The sequence below is a fragment of the Methylocaldum sp. MU1018 genome, assembly GCF_053646775.1.
On record NZ_CM132195.1, the window covers coordinates 2,369,027 to 2,395,242 of the forward strand.

Annotated in this window: 22 protein-coding genes; 12 read left to right on the forward strand and 10 right to left on the reverse strand. The window is 59.7% G+C overall.

The genetic code is table 11. The features are described from left to right. Window positions 1-4 precede the first annotated feature (4 nt). Complete coding sequence (locus ACWJKU_RS10900) at window positions 5-1,195, forward strand: pyridoxal-phosphate-dependent aminotransferase family protein (protein ID WP_454142327.1); 1,191 nt, start codon at window positions 5-7, stop codon at window positions 1,193-1,195. A gap of 33 nt (window positions 1,196-1,228) precedes the next feature. Beyond that, window positions 1,229-2,095, forward strand: a complete 867-nt coding sequence (gene asd, locus ACWJKU_RS10905) for an archaetidylserine decarboxylase (protein WP_454142328.1) — start codon at window positions 1,229-1,231, stop codon at window positions 2,093-2,095. A gap of 37 nt (window positions 2,096-2,132) precedes the next feature. On the opposite strand, the gene ACWJKU_RS10910 is transcribed toward asd, so the two are convergent. Then, window positions 2,133-3,734 carry an FAD-dependent oxidoreductase gene (locus ACWJKU_RS10910; RefSeq protein WP_454142329.1) on the reverse strand — a complete coding sequence of 534 codons (1,602 nt, stop codon included), beginning with the start codon at window positions 3,732-3,734 and terminating at the stop codon, window positions 2,133-2,135. Between the two features lie 129 nt (window positions 3,735-3,863). Between ACWJKU_RS10910 and ACWJKU_RS10915 the strand changes: the two genes are divergently transcribed. Beyond that, the gene (locus tag ACWJKU_RS10915; RefSeq protein WP_454142330.1) at window positions 3,864-4,739 is read left to right on the forward strand and encodes a thermonuclease family protein; all 876 of its coding nucleotides are present in this window, start codon (window positions 3,864-3,866) and stop codon (window positions 4,737-4,739) included. Between the two features lie 55 nt (window positions 4,740-4,794). Here ACWJKU_RS10915 and ffh read toward each other — a convergent pair whose 3' ends face one another. Then, window positions 4,795-6,153, reverse strand: coding sequence for a signal recognition particle protein (gene ffh / locus ACWJKU_RS10920; protein WP_454142331.1), 1,359 nt, complete (start codon window positions 6,151-6,153; stop codon window positions 4,795-4,797). 95 nt (window positions 6,154-6,248) lie between these two features. On the opposite strand from ffh, the gene ACWJKU_RS10925 reads away from it, so the two are divergent. After that, a complete protein-coding gene (locus tag ACWJKU_RS10925; RefSeq protein ID WP_454142332.1) occupies window positions 6,249-7,073 on the forward strand; it encodes a cytochrome C assembly family protein in 825 nt (274 codons plus the stop codon). 28 nt (window positions 7,074-7,101) lie between these two features. Here the strand turns inward: ACWJKU_RS10925 and ACWJKU_RS10930 are convergent, their stop codons facing one another. The 6 genes from ACWJKU_RS10930 to ACWJKU_RS10955 all read right to left on the reverse strand — a co-directional run bounded on the left by ACWJKU_RS10930 (window position 7,102) and on the right by ACWJKU_RS10955 (window position 12,492). After that, window positions 7,102-7,332 carry a DUF1640 domain-containing protein gene (locus ACWJKU_RS10930; RefSeq protein WP_454142333.1) on the reverse strand — a complete coding sequence of 77 codons (231 nt, stop codon included), beginning with the start codon at window positions 7,330-7,332 and terminating at the stop codon, window positions 7,102-7,104. A 112-nt stretch (window positions 7,333-7,444) separates the two neighbouring features. Beyond that, window positions 7,445-7,765: a flagellar protein FliT gene (gene fliT, locus ACWJKU_RS10935; RefSeq protein ID WP_454142334.1), complete on the reverse strand. Its 321-nt coding sequence runs from the start codon at window positions 7,763-7,765 to the stop codon at window positions 7,445-7,447. A 123-nt stretch (window positions 7,766-7,888) separates the two neighbouring features. Then, entirely contained in the window at window positions 7,889-8,320 is a 432-nt protein-coding gene (fliS, locus tag ACWJKU_RS10940; protein ID WP_454142335.1) for a flagellar export chaperone FliS, read from the reverse strand. An 18-nt stretch (window positions 8,321-8,338) separates the two neighbouring features. Next, window positions 8,339-10,390 (reverse strand): flagellar filament capping protein FliD, encoded by a 2,052-nt coding sequence (fliD, locus tag ACWJKU_RS10945; protein WP_454142336.1) that lies wholly within the window; start codon window positions 10,388-10,390, stop codon window positions 8,339-8,341. A 115-nt stretch (window positions 10,391-10,505) separates the two neighbouring features. Continuing rightward, window positions 10,506-10,943: a flagellar protein FlaG gene (locus ACWJKU_RS10950; protein WP_454142337.1), complete on the reverse strand. Its 438-nt coding sequence runs from the start codon at window positions 10,941-10,943 to the stop codon at window positions 10,506-10,508. Window positions 10,944-11,019: 76 nt separating this feature from the next. Beyond that, complete coding sequence (locus ACWJKU_RS10955; RefSeq protein ID WP_454142338.1) at window positions 11,020-12,492, reverse strand: flagellin N-terminal helical domain-containing protein; 1,473 nt, start codon at window positions 12,490-12,492, stop codon at window positions 11,020-11,022. A gap of 209 nt (window positions 12,493-12,701) precedes the next feature. On the opposite strand from ACWJKU_RS10955, the gene ACWJKU_RS10960 reads away from it, so the two are divergent. Beyond that, window positions 12,702-13,175 carry a hypothetical protein gene (locus ACWJKU_RS10960; protein WP_454142339.1) on the forward strand — a complete coding sequence of 158 codons (474 nt, stop codon included), beginning with the start codon at window positions 12,702-12,704 and terminating at the stop codon, window positions 13,173-13,175. A gap of 722 nt (window positions 13,176-13,897) precedes the next feature. Here ACWJKU_RS10960 and ACWJKU_RS10965 read toward each other — a convergent pair. Together ACWJKU_RS10965 and ACWJKU_RS10970 are read right to left on the reverse strand one after the other, a co-directional pair. Beyond that, a complete protein-coding gene (locus ACWJKU_RS10965) occupies window positions 13,898-14,602 on the reverse strand; it encodes a TMEM165/GDT1 family protein (RefSeq protein WP_454142340.1) in 705 nt (234 codons plus the stop codon). Between the two features lie 12 nt (window positions 14,603-14,614). Next, window positions 14,615-15,541: a ZIP family metal transporter gene (locus ACWJKU_RS10970; RefSeq protein WP_454142341.1), complete on the reverse strand. Its 927-nt coding sequence runs from the start codon at window positions 15,539-15,541 to the stop codon at window positions 14,615-14,617. 242 nt (window positions 15,542-15,783) lie between these two features. Here ACWJKU_RS10970 and surE point away from each other — a divergent pair, with 242 nt between their 5' ends. From surE to ACWJKU_RS11005, 7 genes are all read left to right on the forward strand, one after another. Beyond that, the gene (gene surE / locus ACWJKU_RS10975; protein WP_454142342.1) at window positions 15,784-16,542 is read left to right on the forward strand and encodes a 5'/3'-nucleotidase SurE; all 759 of its coding nucleotides are present in this window, start codon (window positions 15,784-15,786) and stop codon (window positions 16,540-16,542) included. Further along, window positions 16,539-17,198: a protein-L-isoaspartate(D-aspartate) O-methyltransferase gene (locus ACWJKU_RS10980; protein WP_454142343.1), complete on the forward strand. Its 660-nt coding sequence runs from the start codon at window positions 16,539-16,541 to the stop codon at window positions 17,196-17,198. The genes surE and ACWJKU_RS10980 overlap by 4 nt, the downstream gene beginning before the upstream one ends. A gap of 32 nt (window positions 17,199-17,230) precedes the next feature. Beyond that, window positions 17,231-17,839 (forward strand): DedA family protein, encoded by a 609-nt coding sequence (locus ACWJKU_RS10985; RefSeq protein ID WP_454142344.1) that lies wholly within the window; start codon window positions 17,231-17,233, stop codon window positions 17,837-17,839. Beyond that, the gene (locus ACWJKU_RS10990) at window positions 17,836-19,035 is read left to right on the forward strand and encodes an iron-containing alcohol dehydrogenase (protein WP_454142345.1); all 1,200 of its coding nucleotides are present in this window, start codon (window positions 17,836-17,838) and stop codon (window positions 19,033-19,035) included. The genes ACWJKU_RS10985 and ACWJKU_RS10990 overlap by 4 nt, the downstream gene beginning before the upstream one ends. Beyond that, a complete protein-coding gene (locus ACWJKU_RS10995; RefSeq protein WP_454142346.1) occupies window positions 19,022-21,721 on the forward strand; it encodes a bifunctional acetate--CoA ligase family protein/GNAT family N-acetyltransferase in 2,700 nt (899 codons plus the stop codon). The genes ACWJKU_RS10990 and ACWJKU_RS10995 overlap by 14 nt, the downstream gene beginning before the upstream one ends. 71 nt (window positions 21,722-21,792) lie before the next feature. Further along, window positions 21,793-24,099 carry a Tex family protein gene (locus ACWJKU_RS11000; RefSeq protein WP_454142347.1) on the forward strand — a complete coding sequence of 769 codons (2,307 nt, stop codon included), beginning with the start codon at window positions 21,793-21,795 and terminating at the stop codon, window positions 24,097-24,099. Between the two features lie 869 nt (window positions 24,100-24,968). Next, window positions 24,969-26,195, forward strand: a complete 1,227-nt coding sequence (locus ACWJKU_RS11005; RefSeq protein WP_454142348.1) for an exo-alpha-sialidase — start codon at window positions 24,969-24,971, stop codon at window positions 26,193-26,195. The last annotated feature ends 21 nt before the right edge of the window (window positions 26,196-26,216 follow it).

Consider the following 26,216-nt stretch of genomic DNA (forward strand, 5'->3'; position numbering starts at 1 on the left):
CAACATGAACATTCGCTCTTTCCATCCCCCTGTTCGCACTTTGATGGGTCCAGGCCCGTCCGATGTCCATCCGAGAATTCTGGAAGCCATGGCGCGGCCGACGATCGGCCACCTGGACCCCCGCTTCGTCGGCATGATGGATGAAATGAAGGCGTTGCTGCACTATGCCTTCAAAACCGGCAACGAATTGACTCTGCCGGTTTCCGCCCCAGGTTCCGCCGGCATGGAAACCTGCTTCGTCAATCTCGTGGAACCGGGCGACACGGTGATCGTCTGCCAGAACGGCGTTTTCGGCGGCCGGATGAAGGAAAACGTAGAACGTTGCGGCGGCAAGGCCGTCCTGGTGGAAGACGAATGGGGCATGCCCGTCGATCCGAACAAAGTCGCCGACGCCCTCAAGTCGCACCCCGAAGCCAAGGTCGTCGCCTTCGTTCAGGCCGAAACCTCCACTGGCGCCTGCTCGGATGTGGAAACGCTCGCCCGCCTCGCCCACGAGCACGGCTGCCTGGTGATCGTGGACGCCGTGACGTCCCTGGGCGGTTCTCCGCTCAAGGTGGACGAATGGAACGTCGATGCCATCTACTCCGGCTCGCAGAAGTGCCTTTCCTGCACGCCGGGTCTTTCGCCGGTCAGCTTCAACCAGCGCGCGGTCGATGCCATCAAGGGCCGCAAGACCAAAGTGCAAAGCTGGTTCCTGGATCTCAGCCTGGTGATGAATTACTGGGGCGGCGGTACGAAACGCGCCTATCATCACACGGCGCCGATCAATGCGCTGTACGGCCTGCACGAGGCTCTGGTGCTGCTGCAGGAAGAAGGTCTGGAGAATGCCTGGCAACGGCATCAGGACATGCATACCGCGCTGAAGGCCGGACTCGAAGCGATGGGGCTGCGCTTCATCGTGCCGGAAGCGGCCCGCTTGCCGCAGCTCAACGCGGTCGCGATTCCGGAGGGCGCGGACGATGCTTATGTCCGCTCGACTCTGCTCAACCGTTACGGCCTCGAAATCGGAGCGGGACTTGGAGCGCTGGCCGGCAAAATCTGGCGTATCGGGCTCATGGGATATAGCGCGTCCTCGAAGAATGTCCTGGTATGCTTGAGCGCGCTCGAAGCCGTGCTCGCCGAAACCAAAGCCTCGATCGCGACCGGAGCGGCCGTGAGCGCCGCTCAAAAGGTTTTGGCCGACCGGGGTTATTGATTCTTTCTCCGCAAGCAACCAGGCAAACCGAATATGTCGACGCCGGAAAAACTCTTCGCACTCGGCCAGTACGTGCTGCCCCAGCACGCGCTGTCGCGATTGATGGGTTCCGTAACCCGTTGCCGGAACGCGGTCTTTAAAGATGCGATGATCCGCTCGTTCATCAGGCTGTACGGCGTCGACATGGGGCAGGCCCTCAATCCGGAGCCCGCGGCTTACGGATGTTTCAACGAATTTTTTACTCGCGCGCTCAAACCGGAGGCCCACCCGATCGCTCCCGAGCCCGACGCCGTGGTCTGTCCGGCAGACGGCGCGGTCAGCCGAATCGGAACGATTGCCGAGGGTCGGATCATCCAGGCCAAGGGAAAAGATTTCAGCGTCGTCGAGCTGCTCGGCGGGCACGCGGAAAATGCCAAGCCGTTCGCCAACGGCCGATTCGCGACGATCTATCTCTCGCCGCGAGACTATCATCGCCTGCACATGCCTCTCGGCGGAACACTCAGGGAGATGACCCATGTCCCCGGCAAGCTGTTCAGCGTCAATGCGGCGACCACCGCCAACGTCCCGAACCTGTTCGCGCGCAACGAGCGGGTCATCGCGCTGTTCGACACCGAAGTCGGGCCTATGGCTCTGATTCTCGTCGGAGCGATCTTCGTCGCCAGCATCGAAACGGTCTGGCATGGCATCGTCACCCCGCCGACCGACACGTCCGTACGCACCTGGCACTATCCGGAAAATCCGCCCGTACTTTCCCGCGGCGAGGAAATGGGGCGCTTCAATATGGGGTCCACTGTGATCGTCCTGTTCGGCAATAACGTGGTCGAATGGGAAGAATCGTTGACCGCCGACAGCATCGTCCGCATGGGACAATCCTTGGGCCGGCTTCGACGGAGAGGGTAAGCACCCGCGCGAATCGGCACAATCGAAAAGAGAAGGATTACGCCCGCCCCCGAAACTTAGGGTAAGCCGCCAGACATCTATCGATCTCGAGTCTTTGGCGCGCCTCGTCCCATCCGAACACGGGCGCGACCTCGGCCGCAACGGCTTCCAGTTCGCCGACGGAAAAGCGATGCAGGAGCAGCAGCGGCAGACGGCGCCGCAGCAGATCGTCCAGATGAACGATCATTTCAGTTCGCGCGCAATGAAAAAGATCGGCGGCGATGAAAGGCACGTCTGGCAGAATACGCGAAGCGAGAGCGCCATCCCGCTCTATGCATTGGAAAATCTCGTCGATCCGCCTGCCGTGGCGGAATGCCAGCCAGCGAATCTCTTCGTCCGCAAGCCCCAAACGCCGGCCTCGCGCCGTCTCGTCCCGGAGCCATCCCGAATAATCCCGGCCGGGAGCCCAGGGAAACGCCAAATCCGACGTCATGCAGGGCCGTCGGATTCCCAGCCTTCGGCACGCTCGATCGACGATCGCCGCAGCATCCTGCCGCGCCGAGGTCAGCTTGCCGCCGACCGAAACCCATACCCCGTTTGTCGATTCTTCCAATATCCACTCGCGGCTCAGAGAGGACGGCGCACCGCCGCTATTTCCCTTTAGCGCTCGGAGCCCTGCGAAACCGCCGAGAATGTCTTTCTCATGCCATTGCACCGTGCCGAGCACGCGATTTGCCGCATGCAGCAGATAATCGACATCGTCCTGTTCCACGGCGACATCGGCGGGATCGCCGACATAATCCGTGTCGGTGGTTCCCAGCAACGTGAACCCGTACCACGGCACAAAAAAGATGACTCGCCCGTCTGTTTCGGAAAAAAGCAATAACGCATCCTTGCCGGGCAAAGGAGGCAAAACGAGATGAACGCCCTTGGAGAGCCGGCAAGTTTTGCTTGAGGAACTCGGCATATCTTTCACCCAAACGCCAGTGGCATTGACGATGCAGCGGGCACGGACCGGCGTCTGTTCTCCGGTCACCAAATCCTTGGCGATAACGCCCACCGCTCGCCCGTGCCGTTCCTCGTAAGCGACCGCCTTACAGTAATTGACTGCCACGGCGCCGGCAGCCGCCGCTCCATCCACCAGTTCCAACACGAACCGGACATCGTCCGTCTGCGCGTCGCCGTAAATCCATCCGTCATCCAGCTCCGCGGAGCGGACCCATGGAAAACGCCGCGTGAACGCTTTCGCCCTCAAATGCGCATGCCGCGCCTCGGAACCGAGATTGTTGCCCAGCAAGTCGTAGATCCAGAGGCCCAGGCGAAGCTGCCACGACGCCAGGCGGCTTCCGCGATAGACCGGAATCCCGAATCGCAGGGCTTCGATCCGATGGGGGCAAAGCCGCATCAGCCGTTGCCGCTCGACCAAGGATTTTCGGACCAATCCGAACCGGCCCTGCGCGAGATAACGCAATCCGCCGTGAATCAGCTTGGTGGAGGCCGACGAAGTGGCTCCGGCCCAATCGCCCTGGTCCATCAAGGCCGTCGAAAATCCGCGCAGAGCGGCATCATACGCGGTCCAGGCGCCGTAAATGCCGCCGCCGACAACCAACACGTCGAAAGTCTTGCTCTTGAGATCGGAAAATAGCCGCTGCATCGTCATAATAGCGTTTCTCCCTTGGACCGTTTCCCGAGGCATGGCGACCGCCGTTTGCGGGCGCAACAGGGAGAATATCCCCGCTCCGGCGGTAGATACAAACGAACAGAGCCGACTTTTTAATAAAACGCAGCCTTGAACCCATTTGCCGCGCCGATGCAGAAACCCCTTTCAAGTTGCCTTCGCTCCCTCTTCCTCATTGCCACGGCTTTTCTGGCGACCCCCTACGATTCGGCCCAAGGCGGCGACGTCTATCGCTGGAAAGACGATAACGGGCGCACTTACTATTCCGACCATCCGGTCGACGGCGCCGAACGGATTCGCATCGACACGGCGCCGACGGTCCACATCGTGAAAACGGTATTCGACGGAGACACCGTCTTGCTCGATAACGGCGAAAAAGTCCGCTTGCTCGGGATCAACACGCCCGAGATCGACAGCCCCAGGAAGATCGGCGAGCCGGGCGGCGAACAGGCGAAGCTTTGGCTCAAGCGGCGCTTGACAGGACGGACGGTACGCCTGGAACGAGACGAAGAACTCCGCGACAAGTACCAGCGGCTGTTGGCCCACGTATTTACCGACAGCGGCGAACATATCAACCTGGCCTTGGTCGAAGCCGGCCTGGCTTTTGTCGACATTCATCCACCCAATCTCAAATACGCCCAAGCCCTGGCCCTGGCCGAAAGCCGTGCGGAGCAAGCCGAGTGCGGCATTTGGGGAATGGAGGATTACCGGCCGAAACCGATGGAGGCGCTGATCGCGCAACCGACGTTGCGCGGCTGGCAGCGGCTGGCGGGCGTGCCGTCCGCCGTCATCGCAAGCAAGCGCTATTTGCGTTTGAAGTTTTCCGATCGGTTCGAAGCCCGTATCGCGAGAGAGAACCTCGACCTGTTCCCTCCCTTGGAGAGCTATCTACACCGGCGTATCGAGGTGAGAGGCTGGGTGTCGCGCCGCCGCGGCGATTATTCGATCCTGGTCAAACATCCGAGCGCGCTCGTCGCGCCGAGATGATCGACGGGAACCCGGCCCTTCTTCGAGAGGAACGGGTTCCCGTGCGGATGAAGCGTTAAAACGGCATCCCGCGCCCTAAATTGCCTTTCATGCCGCGCAGCATATTCACCAGATTGCCCTTCTTGAATTTCTTCATCATCTTCTGCATCTGATCGTATTGTTTGAGCAAACGGTTGATGTCCTGCATATCCGTACCCGAGCCTCTGGCAATACGCTGTTTTCGCGAATTGTTGATCACATCCGGAAAGGTCCGCTCTTGATTGGTCATCGAGTTGATGATGGCGAGTTGCTGGACCATCTCCTTGTCGTTCACCTTTTCCTTCACGTGCTGCGGCACGTTGGCCATACCGGGAAGCTTGTCGAGCATCGCGCCGATGCCGCCCAGATTCTTCAGTTGCAACAACTGGTCCCGATAATCGTTCAAATCGAAGGACTTGCCTTTCTGAATCTTCTTGACCAGTTTCTCGGCCTTCGTCTTATCGATCTTGCGTTCGGCTTCCTCGATCAGGCTCAGGACATCGCCCATACCCAAGATTCGGGACGCGATCCGGTCGGGGTGAAACCGCTCCAAGGCCGCGGTCTTTTCGCCCACGCCCAAAAACTTGATGGGCTTGCCGGTGATATGGCGAACCGACAGCGCGGCGCCGCCTCTGGCATCGCCGTCGGTTTTGGTCAGGACCACGCCGGTCAGGGTCAGCGCGTCGCCGAACGCCTTCGCCGTATTGGCGGCGTCCTGACCGGTCATCGAGTCGACCACGAACAGCGTTTCGATCGGATCGATGGCGGAATGAATCTGCTTGATCTCGTCCATCATCTCGTCGTCGATATGGAGACGACCGGCGGTGTCGATGATGACGACGTCCTTATATTTCTTCCGGGCATACTCGACGGCATTTCGAGCGATATCCACCGGATTCTGCGAGGGATCGCTCGGGAAAAAATCGGCTCCCACTTCGGCGGCGAGCGTTTTCAGCTGCTCGATGGCGGCCGGACGATAAACGTCGGCGCTGGCGACCACCACGGACTTGCGCTCGTTCTCCTTGAGCCAGCGGGCCAGCTTGGCGACGGTGGTGGTTTTACCGGCACCCTGGAGGCCCGCCATCAGAATCGCCGCCGGAGGCTGGGTCGCCAGGCTGAGCCGCTCGTGGGCGCTGCCCATGATGGCGATCAATTCTTCATTGACGATTTTCACCAGCGCCTGGCCCGGCGTCAGGCTGGACTGAACTTCCTGCCCCAAGGCCCGCGTCTTCACGTGCTCGATGAAATCCTTGACGACCGGCAGAGCCACATCGGCCTCCAAAAGGGCCATGCGCACCTCTCGCAAGGTGTCCTGAATATTGTTCTCGGTCAATCGGCCCTGACCGCGAATCTTCTTGAGCGAATGGGTTAAACGTTCGGTAAGGTTGTCAAACATGGCTCTAAATCCTGCGGGCTACGGAAATACCCAGATTAACTTCATCTTGATCGGCCATTATGCCAGACTAGAGAGCCCAGGAGGACATGATTTCAATGAATTCGACGCTGTTTGGCGCCATGGCGATCGCCACCTATGTCGCCGCCGCTCTGATCCTGATTCGTTCGCTGCGAGAGACCGATTATTCGCCCGGCGAGGCGTCCTTGATACGGCGGATGAAACCCTTGGCGCTCGGCTGGCTCGCCGCCGCTCTGCACGCGATTACGCTCACCAGCGAGTTCGAAACCGTCGAGGCGCTCAACCTCAGTTTTCTAAGCGCAATGTCGCTGGTGGCCTGGGTGATCGTAGCCGTACTGCTTTTGACCGCGCTCACGAAACCCGTGGACAAGCTCGGGATGGTCGTTTTCCCGATGGCCGCGCTGGTTCTTCTGCTCCAACTCAGCGTACCGGAAAGCGTTCATACGGTTAAACACCAATCCTGGCCGATGACCGTTCATATCGTGGTCTCCATGCTCGCCTACAGTTTTCTCAATATCGCCGCCATTCAAGCAGCGTTGCTGGCGATTCAAGACTGGCGGCTACGCAGCCATCACACCGATCTCCTGGTGCGTTCCCTACCGCCTCTACAAACGATGGAATCCCTGCTGTTTCAACTGATCGCAGCCGGATTCGCGCTCCTCAGCGCGTCCCTGCTCACAGGATTCATTTTTCTGGAAGACATGTTCGCGCAGCATCTCGCTCATAAAACGGTACTGTCGATACTGGCCTGGATCTTGTTCGGCGTGCTGCTGATCGGACGAGCTCGTTACGGCTGGCGAGGCACTACGGCCATCCGTTGGACGCTGGGAGGGTTTCTATCGCTGATGCTGGCCTATTTCGGCAGCAAGATGGTGCTGGAATGGATATTGAATCAGGCTTGACGTTGCAGGCGCTGGTTCCGGCACGGATTTACAAAATTTTGTCCAGAGTCGCCACGATGCCCGCCGCGACAACCATCATTCCGCCCAGCTTGATAATCAGGCGATACTCAAGCTCTCTTAGATCCTGCTTAGTAGCCAATTCCGCTTCGCCCCGGGTCTCCTTGAAGGCATCAGCCACTGCTTCGGCCTGTTCCTCGGTAAATCCGGACTCTTTCAGGCGACGAACAAACTTGTGCGTGTCGAACGTGATTGACGTCATTATCAAACCTCCTACCCGCAGTTTGACAAATTTCCGTGAGGGCGCTATGTCGAGACAACGCTATCTCGGCCACCGCTTTGATCTGTTCGGCAGAAAATGCGACTCTTTGTACTTACTCATTTTCTGCCGATCGGTAGGCATGCTCGCGTTGCCGGGAACTTCTGAGCATGCGAAGTTCTTGAGCGGCTTGATTTCTTTCTGCCTCGATCAAAGACATAACGAGACCGTCGATGGCCTGCACCTCCCCGATCACGCGAGCCCAAAACCCGGCGTCGCCTCTCTCAAGATTGGCTGAAGAAAAGAGCTTCTCCATCAGGGGCATCCGTTCCCTCTCCAGCCGCTCTACCCTCTCCCATTCCATGCCCTCCGCCGCCGAGAGGATGGAACGGCAAATGGCAAGGAGGTTCTCGGTTTCAAGCGTCAGATCCGCCATCGCAATACACACGTTAAGGAAGCTCTGAAAAAGTCCTCTCCCTCTGGGAGTGGGGTGGGTGAGGGGCTGTTAGATCAATCCGCGGCCCAGGCCGCTCCGCCGAATTGGAGATTTAGAGCTTCCTTAAAGGCTCGCCACGGCCAACCGATTTTCGACGGACTGCGGCGGAACCGGCTCTCGTATCGCTTCCCATGCGCTCTTGATCTCCTTGATCAAACCGCCGACTTCGTCCAGCGCACTCTGATCGTTTTTCGCGCTGGCGTGAAACAGGCGCTCCGTAATATAGGTATAAAGCCGATCCAGATTTACCGCGATTTCACCGCCTTTTTCCAAGTCCAGACAGGCTTGCAAATAGCCGACGACCTCAATCGCGCGGCCTATGGCCTGGCCTTTTTCGGCGAGAGCCCCCCTTTGCATCGCCCCCTTGGCCACGGCAATTTTTTCGTTCAGTCCATTAAAGAGCATAAGTACCAGAGTATGCGGATCGGCATATTCGACACTCGCCTGCACCGTCGTCTGCCGATATTGATTCAATGCAAATCGAGCGGGTCTCATGACATATTACCTCTCTTCTTATTTCTTATTCTGGTTAGCCAGCGGCAAAGTGGCCAACTGTTGACTCAAATAGCTGCTGATCGCCTGAAACTGACCCAAGAGCGCATCCATTCTGTTGAATCGATCCAAGAGACGTTTTTGGAGATCGCTCATTCGGCTCTCCAAAAGCTCTCGGCTGTCCTGAATTTTCTCGAGACTTTTTTCCAGGCCGTCGGTACGCGCCTTTATAGCTCCGTTGCTGTCCAGCAATCCGGAAAGCACCTTGTCCAGCCTCTCTATCAGTCCGCGGGAGAAACTGACCACCCCACGGTCGCCGGCTTTGGCATCCGCAACAAGAAGCTTCAGCCCCTGCGCATCCCCCGATGTCGCAGTCAGCTCCTGCCCCTTACCCGTCGCGTCCGAACCTCCGATGCTCCCGGCCACATCTTTTCCTCCGGTGCCGTCCGCTAGGCTAGATCCAAGCTTCAGTCCCAAGGTCGCCTCACTATTGTTATCGGCCTGAGTGATCTCGACTTGAGAGTCCGACCCGTAACTCTTGGATTGAATGACAAACCGATTATTGGCATTGTCATAACTCACGCCGACCAAAACCCCTTTCGCCTTTAGCGCGCTATCGCCATTGATGCGAGACTGAATTTCCGCGGCCAGAGCCGCATGATTGCTGTAGGTCGCTTGCGTCAGGGTAATGTCTGCCGATAAAACCCCGTCGACTTTGATCTTGAATGTGTCGTTATCGGCATCCACTACCAACGAATTGACGGTACTGCCATTCAGAAAGCCTTGCGTCGCCGTCTGGGTGATATTGATGGCGTAAGCTCCCGGCTTGGTATCGGCGGTACTGCCGGAATACACGATTCCGGAATCCGTAGGACGGCCGATAGGCGCGAACAAAGCGGCTACGCTGCTCCGGTCCGCATTCAACGCCTCGTTTAATTTGGCGCTGTCCAGACTGAGGGTCCCATCTCTTTGCGTACGAATTCCGATATCGGCCAAGGTCTTCGTCGAACCATCGAGCCCCTGGATGAATCTCCCCAACTCGGAGCGAAGTTGCACCATACCGCCGCGAACCGTGGGATCGCCCTGCAAAATCCCACCCGCTTTCTGGTTTGCGTCATAGCCGGTTAAGGCTTTGTCCGTCTTTGCCAATTCATTAAAACTTTTGACGAACCCTTCGATAAGCTTTTTGATGTCGTCGTTGCTCTGGCTGATCGACACATTGACGATCTTCCCGGCTTGAGCCGATTGAAGATTCAGCGTCACCCCTTTGAGGGCATCTTTGATGGTATTGCTCGCATCGGCAACCTCGAGCCCGTTGATAGCGATTTTCGCGTCCAACGCCGCCTGAGTCTGCTGCATATTGGCGGCCGTCGCATTAAAAGACAGAACCGATAGGCCGGTCGTGTCGGTCGAATTTCCATCGTCGTCGGCGACGCTGATTTGCAAGCTGTTCTCGGCGCCGGTGTCACTCGAATTCAGCACCAGACGAGAACCGCCGCTATCATTGACAATGACCGCAGTCACCCCGGCCTTGGCGTTATTGATGGCGTCTCGAACCCCGCTCAGGGTGTTATTGCTCGAATCGATCTGGAGGGTGAGCGTGCCTTTGTCCGGATTTTGGATGAATCCGTTGTAGCTGCCCGGGACGGCACCCGCCGGCGGCGTATAGTCGGTGGTGCCGAACTTCAGCGTCAAAGTCCCGGCCCCGACCACGGCATCGGCCGATGCGAAATAACCGGTCGCGAGGGCATGGCTCTGCGCGAGCTGCTTGACCTCGATCTTGTAATTGCCGAGATCGGCGTTGCTTTCCGCCGAGGCGCTGACGGCACTGCTGTCGCTGGACGTCGCGCTGATCTTCTGGAATTGACTGAGGTTTTTCAGCCCCGAGAGGCTATCGCGAAACGCCGATAAAGCGCTCTTGAAATTTCCGAACGAGGAAATCCTGGATTGAATCTCGGCCTCTTGTCGATCCAGACGAGCGGAAACCGGCGCTCTTTCCGCCTGTACCAACTGGCTGACCATACTGGTTATATCGAGACCGGACCCGATACCCGTCGATGTGATACCTGCCATCAAATCCTCCGCCTTACTTGTTGCCGACCTTTCCGAAAGTGCGTATCCGTGCGCCTTCACGCTGATTGATACCGGCCGGGCCCGCTCATCATGCGAACTGCCAAACCATCCGGGTCTAGACTTTTTCCTTCAGCAACATCCCTTTAAATCCGTCTTTGAACTCATCTAACTGTTTTGCGAGTCTCAAGATCTCTTCCGAAGGGATTTGGCGAATGAGTTCATCGGTCTCGGCGTCCTTAACCTGCACGATCGTCCGTCCCGAGTCTTCATCAATGGAAAACTGGACCGTCCGCCGCACCATTTGAAAAAATTCGTTGAAATTGCGCACGGCATGAGCGATTTCGTCCCTTTGCTCCTCTCCTTCCTTTCCCGAGGAGGCAAACGCCTCTGCGGCCAAAGGCGGGGGAACCGCCCTGACGGGAGAACCCTGCTCTGCCGCCCCGTCGCTTCCCGATGCAAGGAGGGATTCGGCACCTGCCTCTTCCAGCGTCGGACGGCGCACCATGTTCGGCTTCAGAGCCGTTACATTGCTTAGAGCTGTCGGGGCTTCCATATCGATCTCCTATTGCTCGAAAAGGAAAGCGGGAACGCTTTAATGTCCCCGCCTTCCGGTTTAGCTAAGTTGGAAATTAACCCCGAAGCAGCGAGAGCACGTTTTGGGTTGAGGCATTCGCCTGCGCCAACATGGCCGTGCCGGCCTGCTGAAGGATTTGTGCCCGGCTGAGCTCCGATGTTTCTGCGGCGAAGTCCGCATCTACGACGCGGGAACGCGCTGCGCTAAGGTTTTCCGAAACGCTTTGGAGATTAGCGATGGTCGAAGAAAAGCGGTTCTGCACAGCTCCAAGATCAGCTCTGTTGCTGGATATACTTGCCAACGCGCCGTCAATAACTTTTAGCGCAGCGTTGGCTCCAATCTGAGTGGAAATGTTTACTCCGGATACGGCACTTAGCGACGATGCGTTGGCGGCGCTAGTAAGTAATTCTCCTGCGGTCGCACCTGTAATTGAAAAAGATTTTTCGGAAGTGAAACTGACGTGCCCCCCGACGGTTCCGATATTATTCAGCGTAGCTAAAGATGCGCTCCCCCCATTCGCCGTAACGCCGTCTTCCTGAAGACCGACCATGTTAAGCGCGGTAACCGTGGCATCAATGGCCGTCGTTTTAATGGAAATATCCTCGCCGGTAGAACTGGTCAAGGTGATCTTTTGTGTGGCGGAGTCGTACGCTGCAGTGACACCCGTTTGCCCAGCTGCCGAGTTGATAGCATCAGCCAAGGCTTTGGTATTACCCGATGTAATAGCTGCGGATACGGTGGCTGTGCTTGAACCCGTAATCTGGAGGCTGATATTGCCACTACCTGCTGCTCCGGTTAACTGAGCGTAGGTAACGGCGGTAGCAGAAACTCCCGTGCTATCCGCAATACCATTGACAGACGCAGCAATACTCTTTGCACTCGCACCGGCTGCGAGAGTGACCGCTTTAGTTCCAGACGAACCAGAAATGGTAATGGTATCGCCGGCGTATCCGTTAGCCGCAGTCGTAACGGCATCGGCAATTCCGCCTGCCGCGTTGGTTGACAACACTTGGTTAACACCTATCGCGTTGGTCTGAGCATTACCGACGGTGACAGCGATATTCTGGTTGGCATTGGCCCCGATTTGGAACAGCGCACCAGACATCGTACCGTCTAGTACATTTTTTCCATTGAACTGAGTCGTCGTCGCAATACGCTGCAATTCCTGCTGTAGTTGGTTTACTTCTTTCTGCAAACTCGCCCTATCCCCTGCGCTATTCGTGTCGTTGGCTGACTGGACAGCCAATTCACGCATACGCTGAAGAATATTAGTAGACTCTGATAGCGCACCTTCCGCAACCTGAGCTAGAGAAATACCGTCATTTGCATTACGCACAGCCTGATTCAACCCTCTGATCTGGGAGGTCATCCGATCAGATATGGCAAGGCCGGCTGCGTCGTCTTTTGCACTGTTGATGCGCAAACCGGACGACAAGCGCTGCATCGCCGTCTGCATCGCGTTGGATGACTTCAGCAACTGGCGCTGAGCGTTAAGCGAGGCAATATTGGTGTTAATCACTTGGGACATGATCGTCTCCTTCAACTTTTAGGATTTTTCAAATCGACGAGCTCAAGAAGCATCAGCGCTGTGCATTCAACTCTCAGAAACGTTATCGGACGTCGCGGCGGAAACTTTAAAGGTTTTTCTGTCAGCCTTTGACATTGCCGAGATATGCGGCCTTGTCTTGTTGCCGCCTCCGACACGGCGCCAAAATACACATCAGGAGGTGTATCGATATGCACACGATCGTTCTTGACGACGAACTGGTCAGAGAGGCGTTCAAGCATTCCAAGACCAAGCTTGGAACTGGTCGAGCGGGCACTCCAAGAGTTCGTGGCCAATCGAAAACGGAAGGACGTTCGGAACTTGATCGGTACGGTGGAAATCAACCCGAACTACCATTGCAAAACACTGCGCGCCGAGCAGAACTAAGCCCGTATTTGGTGGATACTTCGGTATGGATCGATTTTCTACGGCAAAACGGACATCGCGCTGCGGAACGGTTCCGCCGAATACCGGATGGCGGCGTGTCGTACGGACTGTGTAAGCCTGATCTACCAGGAAGTATTACAGGCGCCGAGGTGGAAACCTCGCGCCGGATTGGAATTGCCAAAGGCGAATTCACCATCCCCGAGGACATCGATCAAAGCAACCAAGTGATCGCTCGGTTGTTCAACGGCGAGATATCCGACGATGCGCCTCCTGCTTGATACCCAGGTAGCGCTGCGAGCATTATTAACCCGGCCTATAAATAGAGGCCGGGTTAATCCGGGGCAGGGATGCCCCGACGCGGCGACAAGTCGCGTGAGCCCAGGCCGGGCGTGTACCGGCCTGGGCGGAGGCCCGTAAATATCAGGAAGGTATTTACGGGTCTGATTAATAACGGATGATCCCCGCCTGACCGAAAAAGCGCGCCGCCTGATTTTGGTTCCAAACCGTGAAATACATATCGGCGTGGCTTCTCTCCGGGAAATCGCCATCAAACATCAACTCGGACGCGGCGATATGCCCGTATCCGGCGCTCGTGCCGCGCGAGCTTTTCGAAAGCGCCGGTTATCTGCAATTGTCCATTCCGGACACCCATGCGACTGCGGTGGAATCCCTGCCCGCTATTCATATCGATTCCGCTCGGGCTGAGTCCTTCGACGTAGCTCAGGGCGAACGTTATTTTGGGGCCGGGTTAATAAACGCTTTGAACGGAAGAAGCCTGATCATTCGCGATCGGTGCGGTTCGTACCTCACCGCACCCTACGACTCCGGTGTGACCGACAAAGGGTAGGATGCGGTGACCGAAGGGAACCGCATCGCTCGCGATCGGTGCGACCCGTCCTTCACCGTACCCTACAACCCACAGTTCTGGCTTAAGAAAGCCGGCTACCCTAAAACGGATGCAAGAAAAGAAGTCAGGTATGCGATACGCATCCCACGACTGCTAGGAAAGAGGTTCTCGAACCGCTGAGATCGTTCGATAAATAACGCCTTGAAACCAGTTCCACAGATCCGAAGGCGCTATCGTGGATGCCGCATAAGCCGCGAATCCCAGAAACAATAAACCGCTGACAATATGCAGAGCCCGCGGAGGAATCTTCCTAAGCAACGTGGCGCCTGCCCAAATACCCAAGGCCGACGTCGCACCCAAAGCCACGGTCGCGCCGAGCCAGATCGGTACGGGCGGCGCGGCCGCGCCCAAACCGGCGACGGCTAACTGAGTTTTATCGCCGAATTCGGCGAAAAAAATCATCAGGAAGGTCGTCAAAAAGATCCCGCGACCACTTTCTTCCTCGATCGCCTCGCCTTCTTCTTCCTTAAAGAGCAGGGCTTTTATGCCGAAGACCGCAAACAGGACGGCCACCGCCAGCGATACCAGGGATTCGGGCAGCCAGCGGGCCGCCGCCGCCCCGAACGACACGGCGATCAGATTCAAGACGGCAAACGCAAGCACGGCGCCGAGCAGGATGGGCCAATGCCGGTGCCGCGCCGCCAGAGCCATGCAGACCAATTGGCTTTTGTCGCCGAACTCGGCCGCCGCGACCAGCGCAAACGCCGTACCGGAAGATGCCCACCACCGCGCCCAGTCGATCGCCGGCAGGCTTCGATCCAGCCACACGCCTACGTCATTAATCAGATTGCAAGCCACCGGATCGAACGCTCAACTTGTAATGAGATTGTCCAAAATCATCATGATGATGAAGCCGAACATCAGCGCGAAGGTCGCGTAACGCGCCTTGCCCTGGGATTGGGTCTCGGGAATGATGTCGTCGCTGATGACGAACAGCATGGCGCCGGCGGCGAAGGCCATGCCGATCGGCAGCAACGGCAAAAACATCGTCACCGCGGCGACGCCGAGAAAGCCGCCGACCGGCTCGATCAGGCCCGTCAAGGTGGCGATAAAGACCGCCTGCCGCCGCCGGTATCCCAAGGCCACCAGCGGCATCGCCACCGCCAGACCTTCCGGGAGGTTCTGCAAGCCGACGGCGACCGCCAAGGCGGCGCCGTTGCGCCAGTCGCCGGAACCGAAGCTGACGCCCACGGCCATGCCTTCCGGAAGATTGTGCATGACGATCGCGGCGATAAAGAGCCAGATCTTCCGCAACGAATCGAAAGTTTCTCCGCTCTCGCCGAGAAATCGCTCATACGGCAGCCAGCTATCCGCCAGCACGAGAAAAACCGCGCCGATCAAAACCCCCGCCGCGACGACGTAAACCCCGAACCCCGGCCAGAGCTGATTGCCGTATTGAATGCCCGGCACGATGAGCGAGAACGCCGTGGCCGACAACATCACGCCGGCAGCCCCGCCCAGCATCAAATACAAGGTTCTTTGGGATACGTCCTTGAACAGCAAAGCGGGCAAAGCGCCGACCCCCGTGGCCAATCCCGCCAGAATGCTGGCGAGCACCCCTTTGGCGATGAGCGGATCGACAAAGAAATAAATGATGACCAGAAACGAGGTCGTCAGAAAGGTGATCGAACTGACCGGGATCAACTTCTGGGCCAGCGGCGGCAGGCGAACGTACCGCTGATAGAGCGCGCTGCCGCGGAGCTTCTCTGCCAGACTATTCAAATCTTGCGAGTTCATCGGGCGGAATCCTTCGTGCGGTAAGTTCGGGCGAATATAACGGGCGCCGAATGATAGACCTTTGGACGACGCGAAAGATCATGCAATAGTCGAAGATTCGTCGGCCACCGTCAAGGCGGATTCGGGCAGGTCCTGCTACGCATCGAAATCGGGAGTCCCGCCCCACCCGCCGGAGCATCGGCCAATGCCCCGATGGATGCGGTTCTTGTGTAAAATAATCGGGAAAAGGGAGATCCTGCCTGATGCATATTTTGTTGAGCAACGACGACGGTTATTCCGCTCAGGGACTGATCGCCTTGGCAAACGCGCTGAGGCCGCGGGCGCGACTGACGGTCGTCGCCCCCGAAAGAAACCGCAGCGGCGCGAGCAATTCGCTGACCTTGGACAGACCTCTGCGCGTCAGCCCGTCGGAGAGCGGCTTCATCAAGGTCGACGGCACGCCCACCGACTGCGTGCATCTAGCCATCACCGGGTTGCTGCACGAAGAACCGGACATGGTGTTCGCCGGCATCAACCACGGTTCCAACCTGGGAGACGACGTCATCTACTCCGGCACCGTGGCGGCCGCCACCGAAGGGCGCTTTTTGGGGCTCCCGGCGGTCGCGGTCTCTCTGGCGTCGAGTAATCCCCGATACTTCGAGACCGCCGCCCAGGTTGCCGTCACGTTGCTCCAACAGATCCAGCAGCATCCGCTGCCGGCCGATACTATACTCAACGTCAACGTGCCCGATGTTCCGCTGAGCGAACTCCGCGGCTTCCAATCCACCCGACTGGGTCAACGGCACAAGGCCGAACCGGTGATCCGGACGATCGACCCGCGCGGACGCGAGATCTACTGGATCGGCGCCGCCGGCCCGGAACAGGATGCCGGACCCGGCACCGATTTTTACGCCATACGCAACAATTACGTGTCCGTTACCCCCTTACAAATCGATTTGACCCGTTACGAAAGTCTTCAGCGATTGGCCGACTGGCTTCCGCACGAGGTTATCGTTCCATGAACCGCCGTCTCCAGGGCATCGGCATGACCTCCCGCAGAACACGGGAACGCATGGTCAGCCGTTTGAAGGAACAAGGAATCGGCAACCCGGCCGTGCTCGCGGTCATGCTGGAAACGCCCCGCCACATCTTCGTCGAAGAGGCTTTCGCCAGCCGCGCCTACGAGGATACGGCGCTCCCGATCGGATTCAACCAGACGATTTCCCAGCCTTACATCGTGGCTCGCATGACCGAGCTGCTGCTGGAAAAAGGCCCGTTGGACAAGGTGCTCGAAGTCGGCACCGGTTCAGGCTATCAGACCGCCATATTGGCTCAACTGGTGAAGCGGGTTCATTCGGTGGAGCGCATTTATCCCCTTCAGCAGCGCGCCCGCCGCTGTCTTCAAGACCTGCACCTGCGCAACGTGCGCCTGAAGCACAGCGACGGCGGCTGGGGCTGGGAGGATTATGCGCCCTACGACGGCATCATCGTGACCGCCGCACCGCCGGAGCTGCCCCAGCCGCTGCTGGATCAGATGGCGCGGGGCGGCGTCATGGTGATACCCATCGGCGACGGACGCGAACAGTTTCTGCAACGGGTCACGCGCACGGAAGTCGGATTTCAAGTGGAAATCGTCGAGCCCGTCAGCTTCGTACCGCTGCAAGGCGGATTGCTCTAAAACCGGTCATCCACAACGTTAAGGGTTTTCCAATGCATGAATTGATCGATTGGCTGGTGGCGACCATCGGCGCGATGGGTTATACCGGAATTTTTCTGCTGATGGCCCTGGAAAGCTCGGTATTTCCCATTCCCAGCGAAATCGTCATGCCGCCGGCGGGATATCTGGTTCAACAGGGCAAGATGGACATGGCACTGGTGATCCTCAGCGGAACGCTGGGAAGCCTGGTCGGGGCTTACGCCAACTATTTCGTTGCACGCTGGCTGGGCCGGCCGCTCCTGATCAAATACGGCAAATACGTCTGGATTACCGAGGAGCATTTCAACCGGGTGGAGAAATTTTTCCTGTCGCACGGCGAAATATCCACCTTCGTCGGCCGCCTGCTGCCGGTAGCGCGGCATCTGATCTCGCTGCCGGCGGGCCTTGCGAACATGAATCATCTCAAGTTCACCTTATATACGCTGCTCGGGGCGGCGACCTGGGTGTCGGTGCTGACCTGGATCGGCTACTTTATCGGCGAGAACCGAGAATTGATCGTGCGCTACTCCCATCACGCCGTCATCGACGTGGCCATCTTCAGCATTCTGCTGATCGGGATTTATGCCGCGATCCAGCGGCGGAAGGCCCGAAGCCGAGCATGACCATGAACATTCCCGCCTTTTCCTGTTCTCGCCTTCCCCGCATCCTTTTCGGTTCCGGCCAATTCGCGGAGCTGCCGAAGCTGGCCAGCGCTTACGGCCAAAAGGCGCTGCTCGTCACCGGAGCGCGCTCGTTCCGCGCCTCGCCGCGCTGGAACTGGCTGACCAATCGCCTGGCCGACCAGGGCATGAGCCTGGAGCACATGACCGTGAGCGGCGAGCCTACGCCGCAGCGGGTGGACGACGCCGTAGCCGCCTTTCACGGCCGGCGCATCGACCTGGTGATCGCGATCGGCGGCGGCAGCGTGCTGGACGCCGCCAAGGCCGTCGCCGGATTGTTGCCTCACGGCAATTCGGTCATGGATCATCTCGAAGGCGTCGGCCGCAACATTCCGTACGCGGGACCGGCCACGCCTTTCATCGCCGTGCCCACCACCGCCGGCACCGGCAGCGAGGCGACCAAGAACGCCGTGTTGAGCGTACGCGGCGAGAACGGTTTCAAAAAATCGTTCCGGCACGATGCCTTGGTTCCGGAATACGCGGTCGTCGATCCCGATCTGCTGGACACCTGCCCGCCAGATCTCATCGCCGCCGACGGCATGGACGCCTTCACCCAGCTATTGGAATCCTACGTGTCCGCGCGCGCCAATCCGATGACCGACGCTCTCGCGAAAAGCGGCATGGAGGCGTTTCGCGACGGCTTCTTCGCGGCCCATGAAGGCGACGACGATGCCGCCCGAGCCGGGCGCAGCGCCATCGCCTATGCCTCGCTCATGTCGGGCATCACCCTGGCGCAGGCGGGGCTCGGCTCTGTACACGGGCTGGCCGCGCCGCTGGGCGCCTTCTATCCGATCCCCCACGGACTCGCCTGCGGCACCCTGCTCGCCGAAGCCACGGCCGTGAATATCCGCGCCTTACGGGAAAGAGCCCCGGAAAATCCCGCATTGAAGAAGTACGCCGGCGTTGCCGAATGCCTGACCGGGCGCCGTTTCGAGACCGAAGCCGACGCTTGCGGCGCCCTGGTCGAACGGCTGCGCGATTGGACCGAACGGCTCGGCCTGAACCGTCTCGGCCATTTCGGCGTAGAGTCGGCGCACATCGCCAAAATCGTCGCCAATGCCCGCGGCGCCAGCATGCAGACCAATCCCGTCGTACTGAGCGACGGCGAAATCGGAGAAATCCTGCTTGCCAGAATCTAAAGCCGATATGGCGCACCATTATCTCGAACATCTGTTCAGCCCGAAATCCATCGCCGTGTTCGGGGCCAGCGAACGGCCCGATTCGGTCGGCGCCCGCATCTACCAAAATCTCCTCGAAGGCGGCTTCCGGGGACCGATTTATCCGATCAATCCCAAGTACCAGCGGATTCGGGACCAGGTCTGTTTCGCCTCGATCGAAGACGTGAAGAGCCACATCGATTTGGCGGTCGTCGCCACGCCGGCCGCAACCGTTCCTCTCATCATCCGCGCCTGCGGCCAACAGGGCGTCAAAGCCGCCGTCGTGGTATCGGCGGGCTTCGGGGAACAGGAAGGCGCCGGCCGGCAACTGGAGCGGGCCTTGCTCGACGAGGCAAGGCATTACGGACTTCGGGTGCTCGGCCCCAACTGCCTGGGGCTCATGCGGCCTTCGGTCGGCCTCAACGCCACCTTCAGCAACAATGTCGCGCAGCCCGGCTCGCTCGCGCTGGTCTCCCAATCGGGCGCACTGTGCACGGCGATCCTCGACTGGGCCGACGCGCGCCGCATCGGATTTTCGACCATGGTGTCCCTGGGCGCCGGCGCCGACGTCGGTTTCGGAGACATCCTCGACTACCTCGCGCTCGACCCGGAAACCCGCAGCATCCTGATGTACGTGGAAGGCGTGCGCAACGCCAGGCGGTTCATGAGCGGCCTTAGGGCCGCCGCGCGCATGAAACCGGTGATCGTGATCAAGGCCGGACGCCACGCCGAAGGCTCTCGCGCGGCACTGTCCCACACCGGCGCTCTGGTCGGTTCCGACGATGTGTTCGAGGCCGCGCTGCAAAGAGCCGGCGCGGTCCGGGCAACCACCATCGAGCAGCTTTTCGCCGCCGCCCAGCTTCTGGCGACCCAGCATCGCGTCAAAGGCGATCGCCTCGTCATCGTTACCAACGCGGGCGGACCCGGCGTGATGGCGGCCGACCGGGCCGTCGAACAAGGCGTACGGCTCGCCGAATTGAGCGAGACGACGTTCGACGAGCTGAACGAAACTCTGCCCAAAGCCTGGTCGCACAACAATCCCGTCGACATTCTGGGCGACGCCGCGCCCGAACGGTATCGGGCGGCCGTCGAGCGCTGTCTGAAGGACGCGAACGTGGACGGCGCGCTGGTGCTGCTCACCCCGCAGGCCATGACCGACCCCACCGCCGCCGCCGAGGCGGTCGTCCGCGCCGCCGAATCCGGCGACAAACCGGTTCTCACCTGCTGGCTGGGCAAAACCCACGTGCAAGAAGGGCGCGATCTGTTGACCAAGCATCAGATCCCCACCTTCTCGAATCCCGAAAGCGCCCTCGAGGCATTCGGCTATCTGGCGGAATATCACCGCAGCCAGCAAATGCTGATGCAGGCTCCGGGACCGTTGGCCTCGCACCAGCCGCCCGACCTCACCGGCGCCCGCCTCATCATCGAGGGCGCTCTGGCGGAACGGCGGACGCTCTTGTCCTCGCTCGAAACCCGCGCCGTGTTGCGCGCTTTCGACATCCCCGTGCTCCCCGCGATGAATGCCCACTCGCCCAACGAAGCCTTATCGGCAGCCGAATGCCTGGGTTTTCCGGTCGTGTTGAAGATTCTGTCGCCGGACATCACCCATAAGTCCGACGTCGATGGCGTGCGGCTCAACATCAACAACGCGCAGACGGTGAGAAACGCCTACAACGACCTGGTTTCGGCGGTGCATGCCCGAAAACCGGGTGCGCGGATCGAGGGCGTGACCGTCGAAAAGATGTACCGCAACCGCAACGGCCGGGAATTGCTCGTTGGCGTGGTCGACGATCCGATTTTCGGCCCCGTCGTGAGTTTCGGCGCCGGCGGCACGGCGGTGGAAATCCTCAGGGATCGAACGGTCGCCCTGCCCCCGCTCAACGAGCACATCGTCCAGACCAGGATCGATCAAACCCGCGTGGCGCGGCTGCTCGGACCGTTCCGCAATCTCCCGCCGGTCGATCGGGACGCGATCGTGCAGGTCTTGTTGCGGCTTTCGGAGATGGTCTGCGAGCTCCCCGAGATCAAGGAACTGGACATCAACCCGCTGGTGGCGGACGACCAGGGCGTATTCGCCCTCGATGCCCGTATCGTGGTCCGCGAACCGGAACCGGGACGCCGCCCTTACGGACACATGGCGATCCACCCCTACCCCAGCCACTGGATCAGACAGTATCAGCTCGCCGACGGCACCAATATCGTCATCCGGCCGATCCGCCCGGAAGACGCGGAAATCGAGAAACGTTTCGTAAAACGGCTGTCTCCCGAGGCCAAGTTTTTCCGCTTCATGAATTCCTTGCAGGAACTGAGTCAGGACATGCTGATCCGTCTGACTCAACTGGACTACGACCGGGAACTGGCTCTCGTCGCCATCACGGATTCCGAGACCGAAGAAACGGAACTCGGCGTGGCGCGCTATTTCACCAATCCGGACGGCGAAACCGCCGAATTCGCCCTGGTGGTGGCGGACGAATGGCAGCACCGCGGGCTCGGAACGCGGCTGATGTCCTGCCTGATCGACGCCGCCCGCGAAAGAGGACTCAAATCCATACAGGGCGAGGTCCTGGCGAACAACGTCAAGATGCTTGGCCTGATGAAAAAACTGGCGTTCGCCTGCCGAACCAAGTCGGACGATCCGACCATCATCGTCGCCGAAAAGCCGCTGTAATTCCTGCCCGATTTTTCGAGGCCCTCCGCTTTACTGCTAGAATTTCCGCTTTTCACTTTCGAGGTTTGCCGATGGATATCATCGCCCGCATCGCTGAAGAACTCGGCGTCAGAGAAAGACAGGTCCAGGCCGCCGTGGACCTGCTGGACGAAGGGGCTACGGTGCCGTTTATCGCGCGCTACCGTAAAGAAGCGACGGGCGGTCTGGACGATACCCAGCTCAGAACCCTGGAAGTTCGCCTGGCTTATCTCCGCGAACTCGAAGACCGCCGCCTGACCATCCTGAACAGCATCCGCGAACAGGAGAAGCTGACCCCGGAGCTGGAACAAGCCATCCTCGCCGCCGACACCAAAACCCTGCTGGAAGACCTTTATCTTCCCTACAAACCGAAACGGCGCACCAAGGCCCAGATCGCGCGTGAAGCTGGCCTCGAGCCCTTAGCCGACGCTTTGCTGGGCGATCCGTCTCTGGCACCCGAGACGGAAGCCCAGAAATACATCGATGCCGACAAAGGCGTTCCCGATGCAGCGGCGGCGCTCGAAGGCGCGCGGCAAATCCTGATGGAGCGATTCGCCGAGCACGCCGGACTTTTGGCCGAGTTGCGCGAAAGGATTTGGAACGAAGGCATACTGGCTTCAAAGGTTACCGAGGGGAAAGAACAGGCGGGGGCGAAATTCCGAGATTATTTCGAGTTTGCGGAACCGATCGCGAAGATTCCGTCCCATCGCGCGCTGGCGCTGTTCCGGGGACGCAACGAGGACGTGCTGGATCTCGTCCTGAAAGCGGGCAAGGACGAAGATGCCGCGCACGCCGCCTGCGAGGGCCTGATCGGACGTACATTCGGCATCGCCGGCAAAGGACGGCCGGCGGACCGCTGGCTGGCCGACACCGCGCATTACGCCTGGAAAGTCAAGATCCTGACCCGTATCGAACTCGACCTCAAGCAGCGCCTGCGCGAAGCGGCCGAAGCCGAGGCGATTCAGGTGTTCGCCAAGAACCTCAAGGATTTGCTGCTCGCCGCGCCCGCCGGCCCCCGCACGACGATGGGCCTCGACCCGGGACTTCGTACCGGAGTCAAAGTGGCGGTGGTGGACAAAACCGGCAAACTGCTCGAAACCGCGACGATTTATCCCCACGTGCCGCAAAACCGGTGGGACTCATCGATCGCGACGCTGGCCCGGTTGATCGAAAAGCACGGCGTCGAACTGGTCGCCACGGGCAACGGCACCGCGTCGCGCGAGACCGACCAGTTGGTCGGCGATCTCATCAAGCGCCATCCCGAATTGACCATCACCAAGGTGATGGTTTCGGAGGCCGGCGCATCGGTTTATTCGGCGTCGGAACTCGCCGCCAAGGAATTCCCGGATCTCGACGTCTCGCTGCGCGGCGCCGTTTCGATCGCGCGCCGCTTGCAAGACCCCTTGGCCGAACTGGTGAAAATCGAGCCCAAGGCCATCGGCATCGGCCAGTATCAGCACGACGTGAACCAATCGCAGCTCTCCAAGAGCCTGGACGCGGTGGTGGAGGATTGCGTCAACGCCGTGGGCGTGGACGTCAACACCGCGTCGGCTTCGTTGCTGCGCTACGTCTCCGGGTTATCCCAGACCATCAGCCAGAACATCGTCGAATACCGCAACCGGAACGGCGCTTTCAACAGCCGTGATGATCTCAAAAAGGTGCCGCGACTCGGGGAAAAAACCTTCGAACAGGCGGCCGGATTTCTCCGCATCATGAACGGGAGCAACCCGCTCGACGCCTCGGCCGTGCATCCCGAAGCCTATCCGGTGGTCGAACGCATCATCGGAACCACCGGCAAGGACATCCGCGAACTCATCGGCAACGCGGCGTTCCTACGCGGCGTCAATGCCGAAACTTACACCGACGAGCGCTTCGGCCTGCCAACCGTCACCGACATCCTGCACGAACTGGAAAAGCCCGGCCGCGATCCGCGCCCGGAATTCAAGACCGCGCAGTTCAGGGAAGGCGTCGACAAGATCGAGGATTTACAGCCCGGCATGATGCTCGAAGGCGTCGTCACCAACGTCACCAATTTCGGCGCGTTCGTGGATATCGGCGTACACCAGGACGGCCTGGTCCACATCTCGCACTTGTCCGACAAGTTCGTCAAAGATCCCCGTGAGGTGGTGAAGGCGGGCGACGTGGTGAAAGTGAAGGTGCTGGAGGTGGACGTACCCCGGCGCCGCATCGGCTTGTCGATGAAAAAGGATGCGGAAGCCACTCCCCGATCGGAGCGGAATTCGCCGAATCCCCCGGCGAGAGCAGCCGAGGCGAGAGCCAAGAAGCCGCGGCCGGAACCGCCCTCCAAACCGCAGGGGGCCATGGCGGAGGCGTTGGCCAAAGCGCTCCGGAAAGGCTGACGGTCACAATTTGCCGGATTTCCCGTCTTTTGCGGCCAAAGCGTTTTTCACTCGGACCCAGAGCATTTTCATCTCGCGTTGACGGCATTCCGGGCGGAACGCCTGTGTCGTATGTCGCGGGGACGACTCAAGTCGCCTCTACACCGCCCCTGCGTCCGTATTGAAAACGCTCGGTCCCGATACGGCGCGCCTGCGCGTCGCCGGTCGGCGATGCTCGCGTGAGAATAAAAGATATAGCGGCCGCGAAATGAGACTGTCCGGGCAGGTCCAGCCGCGCTTTTCTCGAAAACGCTTCGGATGCAAAGAACCGGCTGCGGCGCGGTGCAAAAAAAATGGGATGCCGCCTGAACGGCATCCCGATCGGATGAGGAGATCTCACGCACTCGTATGGTTGGGACTCGGAGGAGAACCAATGATCGCTACGAGATGGCATCATTCTAAACATCATAAGCCATTGATCCAATAGGACATTTTGTCGCATGACCGATGCGGGATTTCACCCGGCGCACTGAGTGATATGCACTAATGGACACCCTTTCGAAGGTCATGCGATTGGATAAGCCGTTGAAATATTGTGAAACCGCAATCTGGCATGAGATTTGTATTTATTTGAGTGCTGACTAGCGGTCAGCTTCTCCGGATGCCTGCGGGCATCATGCAACGGACGGGCTGACCGCGACCATTCCGCGACTCGACCCGGTCCGCTGTCCATTGGCCAAGAATCCAACGTTCCGCCGCCCCGCGCCTCTTCGAGCCGTGCGCCGGAAACGGCCGATTTTCCCGCGTTTCGCTCTCTACCAACGTCTTATCGCATCGGCCGTCGGATAGCGCGTCCGGGCGGTCCAACGCAAACCCATTGAGAAAACGCGATGAAACCGAGATATTCATTCTTTTTGTGCTTTGCCGCCGCGCTGCCGTGGCTTGCCTGGCTCGCCGGAACCTCCTCGATGGCGTCGGAAACGCTCGTGCAGGAGATCGATACGCCCGCGGCGCCCGGCAGCCGCCAGCATCATCTGACACAGATCGATCAAAAGCGGTTTTTGCTGAGCTGGGTGGAAGGCGACGAGCAGTCGAACCGTTTCCGCTTCGCCGTCCGCGAGAACGGAATCTGGTCCGAGCCGCGCACCATAGTTGCGGGCCGCCACACTTTCGCCGCACCGCCGCTCGTGATCGGACTGAAAGGCGGCGCACTGGCCGCCGTATGGATGCTCCATCCGGACCTGGACAAGGATCGCTACGCCGCCGAGATCTATGTCTCCCGATCCGGAGACGGCGGACGGCATTGGAGCAAGCCGCTGCACCCCTATTCCGCCGCCGCTCGCATCTATGACGCTCAGATGTCCGCCGCACCTCTGGAAAACGGCGGTTTCGCACTGGTCTGGACCGACCGGCGGGATCCGGACCGTTATCGGCTCATGGCGACCCTGATCGGTGCCGACGGCCGGGCGAGCACCGAAAGGACCGTGGATGCCGACGTCTGCTCCTGCTGCGAGACGCGCACGGTCGCTAGCGGGAATACGCTGCTGACGGCCTACCGTGACCATCTCGCCGGCGAGGTCCGGGACATCGCCCTCGCGCGCTGGGATTCGGCCGACGTCGGCGCCGGCGGAATCGTGCATGCCGACGGATGGGTCATCGAAGGTTGCCCCAGCAACGGACCTGCCGTGGCCTCGCAAGGCGCGCGGACGATGGTCGCCTGGTTCAGCGCCGCGGGTGGCGTCGGACGGGTGAAAGCGGCGTTTTCCGCCGACCGGGGCGTTCGTTTCGACAAACCCGTCGAACTGGACACCGATGCCAACGGCTACGTCGATGCGCTGCTTCTGGAGGACGGTTCAGCCGTCGTGGCTTGGCGGGGGCGCGCAGGTCCCGAAGAAGAACTGCGGATGGCCCGCGTGCGGCCCGACGGCGCCGTACAGGGCCGTGTCACATTGTACCGCGGCGGATTCCCGCGCTGGCCCAGCCGCCACCTCAGCATGGCACGGGCGGACGACGGAATCTATCTAGCCTGGACCGATCCCGCGCAGCGCCGGGTGAGGCTCGTCAGAGTACCGCCGGCCGGCGTAACGGCAAAAGCCGAAGATCCGGGAAAGCGTTAATTCGCTCGGCGGCGGGAACGG